This is a genomic window from Solimonas sp. SE-A11 (assembly GCF_030345715.1).
Classification (GTDB): Bacteria; Pseudomonadota; Gammaproteobacteria; order Nevskiales; family Nevskiaceae; genus Solimonas_A.
In genome coordinates this window covers 66,931-78,725 of the sequence record NZ_JAUASX010000023.1, presented here as the reverse complement: position 1 = coordinate 78,725, position 11,795 = coordinate 66,931, and the positions used below count along the sequence as shown (strand labels likewise).

Annotated in this window: 12 protein-coding genes and 1 pseudogene; 4 read left to right on the top strand and 9 right to left on the bottom strand. The window is 65.8% G+C overall.

Translation table 11 applies throughout. From position 1 onward, the window contains the following. From QT386_RS23550 to QT386_RS20435, 8 genes and pseudogenes are all read right to left on the bottom strand, one after another. A pseudogene (locus tag QT386_RS23550) lies at positions 1–139 on the bottom strand (branched chain amino acid aminotransferase); the annotation flags it as partial. Between the two features lie 22 nt (positions 140–161). Then, a complete protein-coding gene (locus QT386_RS20465) occupies positions 162–800 on the bottom strand; it encodes a CoA transferase subunit B (RefSeq protein ID WP_289275605.1) in 639 nt (212 codons plus the stop codon). A 1-nt stretch (position 801) separates the two neighbouring features. Further along, a complete protein-coding gene (locus tag QT386_RS20460; RefSeq protein ID WP_289275604.1) occupies positions 802–1,500 on the bottom strand; it encodes a CoA transferase subunit A in 699 nt (232 codons plus the stop codon). A 102-nt stretch (positions 1,501–1,602) separates the two neighbouring features. Continuing rightward, entirely contained in the window at positions 1,603–2,847 is a 1,245-nt protein-coding gene (locus QT386_RS20455) for a dihydrolipoamide acetyltransferase family protein (RefSeq protein ID WP_289275603.1), read from the bottom strand. Positions 2,848–2,849: 2 nt separating this feature from the next. Then, positions 2,850–3,863 (bottom strand): alpha-ketoacid dehydrogenase subunit beta, encoded by a 1,014-nt coding sequence (locus tag QT386_RS20450; RefSeq protein WP_289275602.1) that lies wholly within the window; start codon positions 3,861–3,863, stop codon positions 2,850–2,852. Then, complete coding sequence (locus tag QT386_RS20445; RefSeq protein WP_289275601.1) at positions 3,863–5,119, bottom strand: 3-methyl-2-oxobutanoate dehydrogenase (2-methylpropanoyl-transferring) subunit alpha; 1,257 nt, start codon at positions 5,117–5,119, stop codon at positions 3,863–3,865. Before QT386_RS20445 ends, QT386_RS20450 begins: the two co-directional genes overlap by 1 nt. A gap of 10 nt (positions 5,120–5,129) precedes the next feature. Next, complete coding sequence (locus tag QT386_RS20440; RefSeq protein ID WP_289275600.1) at positions 5,130–6,191, bottom strand: Glu/Leu/Phe/Val dehydrogenase; 1,062 nt, start codon at positions 6,189–6,191, stop codon at positions 5,130–5,132. A gap of 143 nt (positions 6,192–6,334) precedes the next feature. Then, the gene (locus QT386_RS20435) at positions 6,335–7,054 is read right to left on the bottom strand and encodes a FadR/GntR family transcriptional regulator (protein ID WP_289275599.1); all 720 of its coding nucleotides are present in this window, start codon (positions 7,052–7,054) and stop codon (positions 6,335–6,337) included. 131 nt (positions 7,055–7,185) lie between these two features. On the opposite strand from QT386_RS20435, the gene QT386_RS20430 reads away from it, so the two are divergent. Continuing rightward, complete coding sequence (locus QT386_RS20430; RefSeq protein WP_289275598.1) at positions 7,186–8,361, top strand: alpha-hydroxy acid oxidase; 1,176 nt, start codon at positions 7,186–7,188, stop codon at positions 8,359–8,361. 26 nt (positions 8,362–8,387) lie between these two features. Here the strand turns inward: QT386_RS20430 and QT386_RS20425 are convergent, their stop codons facing one another. Continuing rightward, positions 8,388–8,882, bottom strand: coding sequence for an Lrp/AsnC family transcriptional regulator (locus tag QT386_RS20425; protein WP_289275597.1), 495 nt, complete (start codon positions 8,880–8,882; stop codon positions 8,388–8,390). Between the two features lie 259 nt (positions 8,883–9,141). Here QT386_RS20425 and QT386_RS20420 point away from each other — a divergent pair, with 259 nt between their 5' ends. From QT386_RS20420 to QT386_RS20410, 3 genes are read left to right on the top strand one after another with little or no spacing between them, the layout of a single operon-like run. Continuing rightward, on the top strand, positions 9,142–9,891 hold the full coding sequence (locus tag QT386_RS20420) for a DUF3450 domain-containing protein (protein ID WP_289275596.1): 750 nt from the start codon (positions 9,142–9,144) through the stop codon (positions 9,889–9,891). Between the two features lie 3 nt (positions 9,892–9,894). After that, positions 9,895–11,271 (top strand): MotA/TolQ/ExbB proton channel family protein, encoded by a 1,377-nt coding sequence (locus QT386_RS20415; RefSeq protein WP_289275595.1) that lies wholly within the window; start codon positions 9,895–9,897, stop codon positions 11,269–11,271. Then, positions 11,264–11,788 carry a MotA/TolQ/ExbB proton channel family protein gene (locus tag QT386_RS20410; RefSeq protein WP_289275594.1) on the top strand — a complete coding sequence of 175 codons (525 nt, stop codon included), beginning with the start codon at positions 11,264–11,266 and terminating at the stop codon, positions 11,786–11,788. Before QT386_RS20415 ends, QT386_RS20410 begins: the two co-directional genes overlap by 8 nt. The last annotated feature ends 7 nt before the right edge of the window (positions 11,789–11,795 follow it).

Below are 11,795 nucleotides of genomic sequence, written 5' to 3'. Positions count from 1 at the left end.
TGTACGCCCGCACGCCTTCGAAGCAGCCCACGCCGTAGTGCAGCGAGTAGGTCAGTACGTGGGTCGTGCACTCGCGCCAGGGCTTGAGTTCGCCGTCGTACCAGATGAAGCCGTCGCGGTCGTTGAACGGGGTGCTCATGCTGCCTTGATCCTCTCTGAAGTTAGTGGGCGTCGCCGAGAAGGCGGCAGCCGGTGCGGTCCTGCATCTCGGACAGGGTCACGCCGGGGGCGAGCTCGCGCACGCGCAGGCCCTCCGGGGTCACATCCATTACGCCAAGGTCGGTGATGATGCGGTCGACCACGCCCACGCCGGTCAGCGGCAGGTCGCAGCGTTCCAGGATCTTGCGGGCGTCGCCCTTGGCGGTGTGCTCCATCAGCACCACCACGCGATCGACGCCGGCAACCAGGTCCATGGCGCCGCCCATGCCCTTGACCATCTTGCCGGGGATCATCCAGTTGGCCAGGTCGCCCTTCTCGGACACCTGCATGGCGCCGAGGATCGACAGGTTGATATGGCCGCCGCGGATCATCGCGAAGGAGTCGGCGCTGCTGAAGTAGGCGCTGCCGGGCAGGTCGGTGACGGTCTGCTTGCCGGCGTTGATCAGGTCGGCGTCCACCTCGTCCTCGGTGGGGAAGGGGCCGATGCCGAGCAGGCCGTTCTCGCTCTGCAGCCAGACGTCCATGCCCTCCGGGATGTGGTTGGCCACCAGCGTCGGCAGGCCGATGCCGAGGTTGACGTAGAAGCCGTCACGCAGTTCCTGCGCGGCGCGGCGTGCCATCTCTTCCTGGGTCCATGCCATGTCACTTGCTCCGGATCGTGCGCTTTTCGATGCGCTTTTCGGGACGGGCGTTGAGCACCATGCGCTTCACGTAGATGCCCGGGGTGTGAATCTGGTCGGGGTCGAGGCTGCCGTTCTCGACGATCTCCTCGACCTCGGCCACGCACATGCGGCTGGCGGTGGCGCACATGGGGTTGAAGTTGCGAGCGGTCTTGCGGAACACCAGGTTGCCGGCGCGGTCGGCCTTCCAGGCCTTCACCAGCGACACGTCGGCACGCAGGCTGCGCTCCATGACGTACCAGTGGCCGTCGAACTCGCGCGTTTCCTTGCCCTCGGCGACCAGGGTGCCGTAGCCGGTGCGGGTGTAGAAGGCGGGGATGCCGGCGCCGCCGGCGCGCAGCTTCTCGGCCAGGGTGCCCTGGGGGGTAAACTCCAGCTCCAGCTCGCCGGCCAGGTACTGGCGCTCGAATTCCTTGTTCTCGCCGACATAGGACGAGATCATCTTGCGGACCTGGCGCGTCTCCAGCAGCTTGCCGAGGCCGAAGCCGTCGACACCCGCGTTATTGGAGATCACGGTGAGGTCGCGCGCACCGGTGTCGCGCAGCGCGTCGATCAGTGCTTCCGGGATGCCGCAGAGGCCGAAGCCACCGACGGCGAGCGTCATGCCGTCCTTGACCAGGCCGGCCAAGGCGTCTTGCGCTGAGGGGTACAGCTTGTCCATTTCAGCCCCCGCTGAGCGTTGATGAAGAAAGCCGGAACGTCCTGGAGGACGCCCCGGCAAGTGTCCCGGCGACGAGGTGCCGGGGAGGAGAAACGGCGCTGCTCAGGGCATGAACAGCGTCGCCGGATGTTCGAGCAGGCTCTTGATGGCCTGGATGAACTCGGCGGCATCATAGCCGTCCACGATGCGATGGTCGAAGGACGAGGACAGGTTCATCATCAGCCGTGGCACCACCACGCCATCCCGGATCATGGGGCGCAGGACCATCTTGTTGACGCCGACGATGGCCACTTCCGGGGCGTTGATCACCGGGGTGGAGGCGATGCCCCCCATGGTGCCCAGACTGGTGATGGTAATGGTGGAGCCGGTCAGCTCCTCGCGCTTGGCCTTGCCGGCACGGGCGGCCTCGGCCAGGCGGCGGATCTCGGAGCCCGAGCCCCAGAGGTCCAGACGCTCGGCGTGGTGTACCACCGGCACCACCAGGCCCTGCGGCGTCTGGGCGGCGATGCCGACGTGGGAGGCGGAGTGGCGGTAGAGCACGCCGGCCTCGTCGTCGTAGTTGGAGTTGATCTGCGGGAAGCGCGGGCGCAGCTTGACCAGGGCCTGCATCAGGAAAGGCAGGACGGTCAGCTTGCCGCGGGTCTTGCCGTGCTGCTCGTTGAGGTGCTGGCGCAGGGCCTCGAGCTCCGTGACGTCCACCTCCTCCACGTAGGCGAAGTGGGGGATGCGCTGCTTGGAGCGCTGCATGGCCTCGGCGATCTTGCGGCGCATGCCGATGATGCGGATGGCCTCGACGGCGTCGCCGACGGGCGGGACGGCGACCGCATTGGCGGTGGGAGCGGGCCGCGACAGGGCCGCCTGCACGTCGTCGCGCAGGATACGGCCGCGCGGGCCGCTGCCGGCGACGCGGGTCAGGTCAACACCCATCTCGCGGGCCAGCTTGCGCACGGCCGGGGAGGTCTGGGGCTTGTCGTTGACCACCGGGGTGGGGGCCGCGGCGACTGGAGCTGGCGCGGCAGCGCTGGCAGCGGCAGCCGGTGTAGCGGCCTTGGCGGCGGCCGGGGCTGGCGTGGCGGCCGTGGCCTCGGCAGCGGGGGCGGCGGCGCCCTCGGTGTCGATTATCACCAGGACGGCGCCGACGGCGATCTTGTCGCCGGGCTGGCCGCGCAGTTCCACGATGCGGCCGGTGACGGGGGAGGGAATCTCCACCGCGGCCTTCTCGGTCAGCATGTCGACCAGGGCCTGGTCTTCCTTGACTATCTCGCCGACGGCGACGCGCCAGGTGGCGATCTCGGATTCGGCGATGCCCTCGCCGACGTCGGGCAGCTTGAAGTTGTAGTGACCCATCTTTAGTTCTCCATCACGCTCTTGAGTGCGTGCATGACACGCTTGGGGCCGGGGAAGTACTTCCATTCCAGCGCATGCGGGTAGGGGGTGTCCCAGCCCGTGACGCGGCGGATCGGGGATTCCAGGCTGTGGAAGCAGTGTTCCTGCACGAGCTGGCCGAGCTCCGCACCGAAGCCCGAGGTGCGGCTGGCTTCATGCGCGATCACGCAGCGGCCGGTACGCGCCACCGAGGCGGTGATGGTCTCGACGTCAATCGGGAACAGCGAGCGCAGGTCGATGACTTCGGCGTCGATGCCGGACTCCTCGACCGCCGACAGGCAGACGTGGACCATGGTGCCGTAGGTCAGCACGGTGCAGGCCTTGCCGGGCCGCACGATGGAGGCCTTGCCCAGCTCGATGCGGTAGTAGTCGTCCGGCACTTCGCCCGCCGGGTGGCTGGCCCAGGGCTGCAGCGGACGGTCGTGGTGGCCGTCGAACGGGCCGTTGTAGAGGCGCTTGGGCTCGAGGAAAATCACCGGATCGTTGTCCTCGATGGCGGCGATCAGCAGGCCCTTGGCGTCGTAGGGTGTCGAGGGCATCACGGTCTTGAGGCCCGAGATGTGCGTGAAGATCGACTCCGGGCTCTGGCTGTGGGTCTGGCCGCCGTGGATGCCGCCGCCGCAGGGAGAGCGCACGGTGATCGGCGCCCAGAACTCGCCGGCCGAGCGGTAGCGCAGGCGCGAGGCCTCGGACACCAGCTGGTCGAAGGCCGGCAGGATGTAGTCGGCGAACTGGATCTCGACCACCGGGCGCAGGCCGTAGGCGCCCATGCCGACCGCGGTGGCGACGATGCCGCCCTCGGCGATAGGAGCGTCGAAAACGCGCTGGCGGCCATGTTTGGCCTGCAGGCCGGCGGTGCAGCGGAACACGCCGCCGAAGTAGCCGACGTCCTCGCCGAAGACCAGGACATTGGGGTCACGCGTCAGCATGACGTCCATCGCCGAGTTCAGCGCCTGTACCATGTTCATGCTGCTCATCAGCCGATGCTCCGCAGTTCGTCGAGCTGGTCGCGCAGGTGTTGCGGCATGGTCTCGAACACATCCTCGAAAAGGCTTTCCAGGTCGTCATCCCCGCTGTGCAGGGTGCCGTGGCTTTCCGCCTCCTTCACGGCGGCGCGCACTTCCTCTTCGCATTCGGCGAGCAGGGCGGTGTGACGCTCCTCGGTCCATTCGCCGAGGCCGAGCAGGTGCTGCTTGAGCCGCTCCACGGGGTCGCCCAGCGGCCAGGCATTGGCCTCGCCCTCGGGGCGGTACTTGGAGGGGTCGTCGCTGGTGGAGTGGGCGGCGGCGCGGTAGGTATAGAGCTCGATCAGCGTGGCGCCGAGGTTGCGGCGGGCGCGCTCTGCGGCCCACTCGGTGGCGGCATACACGGCCAGGAAGTCGTTGCCGTCGACGCGCAGGCCGGGCAGGCCGAAGCCCAGGGCGCGCGAGGCGAAGGTCGCCTCGTTGCCGCCGGCGATGGCCTGCGGCGTGGAGATGGCCCACTGGTTGTTGACCACGTTGAGGATAACAGGGGCGTGATAAACCGAGGCGAAGGTCAGCGCGTAATGGAAGTCGCCTTCGGCCGACGTGCCGTCGCCGATCCAGGCGGAGGCGATGCGGCTGTCGCGCTTGTAGGCCGAGGCCATGGCCCAACCCACGGCATGCGGGAAGCGCGAGCCGACGTTGCCGGACAGCGAGTAGTAGCCGGCTTCGCGGGCGGAATACAGCACTGGCAGCTGGCGGCCCTTAAGGCGGTCCTTGCGGTTGTTGAAGATCTGGCAGATCAGATCGACCATCGGCCAGTCGCGCGCGAACAGCAGGCCCTGCTGGCGGTAGCTGGTGAAGCACATGTCGTCGCGGTTGAGTGCGAAGGCCTGGGCGACGCCGATGGCTTCTTCACCTGTGCTCTTGATGTAGAACGAGGTCTTGCCGGTGCGTTGCAGGCGCACCATGCGCTCGTCGAAGGCGCGGGTGCGCAGCATCGTGCGCAGGCCGTGGCGCAGGCGCTCGGCCGACAGCTTGGGGTTCCAGGGGCCCACGGCCTTGCCCTGGCCGTCCAGCACGCGGATCAGCTGGTAGGGCAGCTCGCGCAGGCTGGACTCCGGGGCGTCCGTGGCCGGGCGCGGCACGATGCCCGCAGGCGGGATGTGGAGGTGGCTGAAATCGGGCGTGTCGCCCGGACGTGCGGCGGGCTCCGGCACGTACAGTTCGAGCGTCGCGGGGCTCACGGCCAGCGGGTTGTCGGCGTTCATGACGATGATCTCAGTGGGATGCCGCAGTCATGCGACCGGCGTGCATGCGTTCGTGCGCCAGGGCGTCCGCGATCAGGTTGGTCGGCGTATCGGTGGCGGTGGACTCGAGGAAGATGCCGGTCAGCGTCTGCTCGATGCGCGCGACGCGCTGCCAGACCTGGTCCTCGGTGGCGCTCTTCAGGTATTCCGAGGCGGCGCAGATGATGCCGCCGGCGTTGATCACGTAGTCCGGTGCGTAGAGGATGTGGCGATCGTGCAGCGCCTGTCCGTCTTCCGGTGTGGCGAGCTGGTTGTTGGCGCCGCCAGCGATGATCGGGGCACGGATGCGCGGGATCGACTGGGCATTGAGGATGCCGCCCAGCGCGCAGGGGGAGAGCACGTCCACGTCCTGGAACAGGATTTCTTCGGGTGCCACGACGCGGGCCTGGAATTTCACGCGGGCGTCTTCGCAGGCGGCGGTATTGATGTCGGCCACCACCAGTTCCGCGCCGGCTTCATGCAGGCGTTCGCAGAGGTGCCGGCCCACGCTGCCCAGGCCCTGCACGGCGACGCGCAGGCCACGGAGTTCGCGGATCGCCAAGCGGGCCTGTACGGCGGCACGGATGCCGCAGAACACGCCGTAGGCGGTCTTGGGCGAGGGGTCGCCACCGGCGGCGGCGCCGTCCTGGGCCAGGCCGCTGACATAGCGGGTGTTGCGCGCCACGCAGGCCATGTCGGCCACGCTGACGCCGACATCCTCGGCGGTGACATAGCGGCCGGCGAGCTGGTTCACGACGCGGCCGAAGGCCTCGAACTGCGCGGCGGTCACCGGCTTGCCGGGCTCGCGGATGATCACGGCCTTGCCGCCGCCCATGGGCAGGCCAGCCACGGCGTTCTTGTAGCTCATGCCGCGCGACAGCCTCAACACGTCCTGCAGGGCGGCCTCGTCGCTGTCATAGGTCCAGGCGCGGCAGCCGCCGGCCGCGGGGCCCAGCGTGGTCGAGTGAATGGCGATGATGCCGCGCAGGCCGCTGGCGGCATCGGAGAAAAAGGTGACCCCTTCGTGGCCGTCAAAGGCCTTGCTGCTGAACATGTTCCCTCCCGGACCCGGTACTTTTTTCGGGCATTCTGTATGGGAACAGTTTAAGAAATTGTTCGCGGAATTTTGTTCTTTAGTTACGCTTGAAACCTATTAATACGGAACTTCGTCTTGTGATTCTGGTGAAACTGAGAACATCATTCCAAAGATTCTGATGCGACTTTCTGCCGCCGGCGCGGGGAGGATTCCGGTGCCAGGTGGTTCATCCGCACGCGGATGAATTCGATGTGGCCGGCCGCGATCTGTCCTGCGGTTTCTGCGTCGCGCGCCAGGATCGCCTGTACCAGCTGGCGATGCTGCCGCTGTACCAGGGAGATCAGTTCCGCATCGTTGTCATGGCCGATCAGTGACAGTTCCATATGCTCGTGCAGCATCTTGTGCATGGATCGCATCAGGTAGCCGTACACGGGGTTGTGTGTGGCATCGGCGATGGCATGATGCAGCGCCAGGTCGGCCCGCATGCGTTGCGCACGATCGTCTCCCTGGAACGCCAGGTGAACGGCAGCTTCTGCCTCCTGCAACCGTATCCGGTCCTGGGTGTCGTGCCGCTCGGCCGCAAGCTCCGCCGAACGGCGTTCGAGCATGTAGCGGAACTCCAGCAGGTGGCCCTGCAGGTCAGGGTGGCGGCGCGAAAGATCGGCCCAGATCGAGCTGCCGAGCTGTTGCGAGACATCGTTGAGGAAGGTTCCCAGGCCATGCCGTCGCGTCAGGATGCCTTTGGCGACGAGCATGCTGATGCCTTCGCGGATGATGGGGCGTGAGTAGCCCCAGCGTCCGGCCAGAGTGCGCTCCGAAGGAACGGCCTGTCCTGGACGGATTTCACCCTTCTGGATCGCCTTCTCCAGGCGGGTGGCCACGGTCTGCGGGCCGCTGCGGCTCTCCGATAGTTCCATGTCTTTTCCATCCGGGTGGTCAGACCACCGTAGCAGGTTTTCCGGGCGCTCAACAGACTGGCCCGAACCACAGAAGATTCCAGGGGGAGAGTCCATTGAGTCTCAAGCGCTGCAACAATATCGAGGACCTGCGCGCGCGCGCGCGCCGCAAGCTGCCGGCCCCGATGTTCCACTATATCGACGGCGGCGCCGACGACGAATGGAGCTTGAAGCGCAGTACCCAGGCCTTCGACGATTACCAGTTGCTTCCGCGCTATCTCCAGGACGTCTCGGCGGTGGATCTGCGCACCCGGGTGCTCGGCTGCGACCTGGAAATGCCGCTGTTCCTGGGGCCCACAGGCATGTCGCGTCTCTTCCACCACGGCAAGGAGCTGGCGGCGGCGCGGGCGGCGGCGAAGCATGGCACGCTCTACAGCCTGTCGACGATGGCGACGACGCGTCTGGAAGACGTAGCAGCGGCTACTGTCGGCCCCAAGATGTTCCAGGTCTACATCTTCAAGGATCGGGAGTTGACCAGGGAGCTGGTGCAGCGCTGTCGCCAGGCCGGCTACCAGGCACTCTGCCTGACGGTGGACACGGCCGTGGCCGGCAATCGTGAGCGTGATCGGGTCCATGGCATGACCATTCCGCCCAGCCTGTCGCTGAAGTCCTTCCTCAGCTTTGCCGCCAGTTTTGAATGGGTCTTCAATTTCCTGCGCGATCCCGACTTCCGTCTCGCCAATGTCACGCATCGCGTCGATGCGTTGGGCGGTGGCGCGATGGGGGTGATCGAGTACGTCAACAGCCAGTTCGACCGTAGTATCTCCTGGGACGACGCTGCCTGGCTGGCCGAGCTGTGGGGAGGCCCCTTCGTGATCAAGGGCATGAGCACGGTGGAGGACGCGCGCCGCGCCGTTTCCATTGGCGCCACCGCGGCCATGCTGTCGAACCATGGCGGACGGCAGCTCGACGGCTGCGTCGCGCCCATCGACACGCTGGCGCCGATCCGCGACGGGGTAGGGGATAAGCTGGAGCTGATCGTGGACGGCGGCGTGCGCCGCGGCACCCACGTACTCAAGGCACTGGCGCTAGGCGCCGACGCCTGCTCCATCGGCCGCGCCTACCTGTACGGCCTGGCGGCCGGCGGCGAGGCAGGGGTGGAGCGCGCGCTGACGCTGCTGCGTGACGAGATCGCGCGCGGACTGGGGCTGCTGGGCTGCCGCTCGATCGCCGAACTGGGGCCGCAGCATGTCGAGAGGCTCAACAGCCCGGCCCTGCAGAGGGTTGCATGATGAGTGCCGGCCCAGGCACGGCTGCTTCAGTCCGAGTCGGTATCGGTCGTGGTGGCCCTGGGCGACAGGCGCGTGGTGTAGACCGGCTGGCTCATCGAGATGGAGGAGTTGATCTCCTGCACGCCGTCGATCTGCGAGATCTTCTGCCAGACAAAGTGCTCGTACTCTTCGATGTCCGCCACCAGGATCTTCAGTAGGAAATCCATGTGACCCATCAGCGTATGGCACTCCACCACCTGGGGGTAGCTGCCCACGGCTTCGATGAAGCGGGGCAGCACATCGCGGTTGTGGCGGGCCATCTTGATGAAGGCGAAAACCATGACGCCCGCGCCGATCTTGCGGTGGTCAAGGATCGCCACCCGATGGCGGATCACGCCCTTGTCGGTGAGGCGCTGGATGCGGCGCCAGACCACCGTCTTGGACGAGCCAATGCGCTCCGCGATGGTGCCGATCGGGGTCGTGACGTCCTCCTGCAGGATGTCGAGGATGCGTACGTCCATGGAGTCGAGCCTGGGAGACATTGTTCCGCCTGGTTTAGTAGTCGCTTGGAATGCTGTCTTTATTCTAAGATGAATTTCAGGCCGATGATCCGCACAAATTTGCTGCATTGCAGCGAACGAATTGCACCATGAATGTCCAATGGCCCGCTTCGAAATCGTGCATGTTTAGGTATAACCACCTATTTGATTGTGGATGTCCGTCAAAGGGAAATAATTCCAATAGGCGGCTTGTACACTGGCCGTTGTTCGGTACGCTGAAATCTATTCGGAGGAAGAAGTGATGCTGTTCATAAACAAGCGTGCGGCAATGACGCTGGCTGCCGTGCTGTGGACCGGTCTGGTATCGGCAGCTACGGTGTCAGATGTCAACAAGAGCGGTGGCCAGTGGCTGGTAGCCCAGGCTGATTCCCAGAAGCGGGTGGACGCGCTGGCCGACCAGCGGCGTGACCTGTCGAGCGACTACCGTACGACGCTTCGTGAGTCCGAGGGCCTCAAGCTCTACCTGCAGCAGCTGCGCGCGCAGCTGAAGTCGCAGCAGGACGAGATGGCCGCGATTCGCCAGGAGTCGCAGGAATTGGACCGCACCAACATCGAGATCCAGCCGCTGATGCTGCGCATGCTGGAATCCGTCGATCAGTTCGTGCAGCTGGACGTGCCGTTCCTGAAGGAAGAGCGCGTGGCCCGTGTCGCCCGCCTCAAGGAAATGATGCCGCGTGCCGACGTTACGGTGTCGGAGAAGTACCGCCGCATCGTCGAGGCCTACCAGATCGAGATGGAATACGGCCGCACCATCGAGGCCTACCGCGGCAAGCTGGCCGACAAGGAAGTGGATTTCCTACGCGTTGGCCGGGTTGGCCTGTTCTACCAGACCCCGGATGGCAAGGAGACCGGCTACTGGGATCGCGAGAAGAAGGACTGGGTGGCCGACGGCGGTTACGCCGAAGGTGTCACTGAAGGTCTGAAGGTCGCCAAGAAGCAGACCTCCCCGAACCTGCTGATCGTTCCCATCCAGGCCGCCGCGAGCAAGTAAGCCATGAATCTGAAGAATCTCACCGCCGCCCTGGTGCTGGGCGTCATCAGCCTGCCGGTCCTGGCCCAGGCTCCCGCCCAGGCGACCGCCAAGAGCCTCGACGAACTGCTCGAGCAGGTCCGCACTGCGGATTCGCGTGACGCAAAGGCCAATGCCGAACGCGAGGCCCGCTTTGCCGGCTCGCGCGACCAGCAGCAGAAGCTGCTGGCCGAGGCCAACGCCGAAAAGACCGCCCTGGAAAATCAGGCCGCCGCCCTGGCCAAGCAGTTCGAAGACAACGACCGCCTGATCGGCGAACTGACCCAGGCCCGCGACATCAAGGCCGGCAACCTCGGCGAACTGTTCGGCGTCATGCGCCAGACCGCCGGCGACTTCGCCACCGTCGCCCGCAATTCGATGCTGACGGCCCAGTTCCCGGACCGTGTCGGGCAGATCGACCGCCTGGCGCAGACCAAGACCATGCCGCCGATGGAAGACCTGAACCGCTTCTGGTTCGAGATGCAGCGCGAAATGACCGAAGGCGGCAAGGTCGTGCGCATCCAGGCCAAGGTCACGGCGCCGGATGGTTCGCAGTCCGACAAGACCGTCCTGCGTGTCGGCCCCTTCGTTGCCATTTCCGAGGGCCGCTTCCTGGAGTACACGATGGGTGGCAACGGCTTTGCGACGCCGCCCAAGCAGCCGCCCTCCAAGTTCGGCAACGTCGCCGAAGACTTTGAAGAGGAGGGCTCCGGCTATCACGCCATGGTGGTCGATCCGACCCGCGGCGTGCTGCTGAACCTGTTCTCGCAGCGTCCGGACATGATGCAGCGCATCGTCGAGGGCGAATCGGTGAACTGGCTGATCCTGGGCATCGGTCTGATCGGTACCATCATCGCTATCTACCAGTTCGGCTACCTGATGCTGACCAACAGCAAGGTCAACCGCCAGCTCGCCAACCTGAACCAGCTCAGCAACGACAACCCCCTGGGCCGCGTCCTACTAGCCTTCAAGGGCAACAACGCCCCGACCAATGCCGAGGACTCGGAAGTCATCGAACTGCGCGTGTCGGAAGCCGTGCTCAAGGAACTGCCGCCGCTGGAGCGCGGCCAGTCCTTCCTCAAGCTGGGCGTCGCCGCCGGCCCGCTGCTGGGCCTGGTCGGCACCGTCGTCGGCATGATCCACACCTTCCAGGTCATCACCGAGTCCGGCTCGGGTGACCCGAAGCTGATGGCTGCCGGTATCTCCATGGCCATGATCGCGACCCTCTTGGGCCTGGGCATCGCCATCCCGCTGCTGTTCGCCAACAGCGCCCTGCAGAGCCGCTCCAAGCGCCTGATCCAGATCCTCGACGAACAGAGCACCGGCCTGCTGGCCGAGCTGATCGAGAAGCGTCGTGCCTGAGATCCTGCTCGCCCCGTTCCACGCGGTCAGCCAGCTGACCATCGCCGGCGGGCCGTTCGTGATCTGGATCCTGGTGGCCGGCGTCCTGATGTGGACGCTGATCTTCGAGCGCCTGTGGTTTTTCCGCGCGCACTTCCCTTCGATGGTGAAGAGCCTGCTGGATGAATGGCAGGGGCGGCCGGAGCACCAGTCCTGGATGTCGCACCAAGTGCGGACCGCCATGATCTCGCGGCTCAATGGCGCGATGTCCGAGAACATGCCGGTGCTCAAGGTGCTGATCCCCATGTGCCCGCTGCTGGGCCTGGTGGGGACGGTGCACGGCATGCTCGAGGTGTTCGACTCCATGTCGATCCTGGGCTCGGCGGACGCCAGAACGATGGCGTCCGGCGTGTCCAAGGCCATGAACTGCACTATGACGGGCCTGGCGGTGAGTGTCACCGGTATGTACCCGGTGTTCTATTTCCAGTCGAAGATCCGCAAGCAGACCGAACTGCTGGCCGATCGTTTCAGCTTCTAGGAATTCT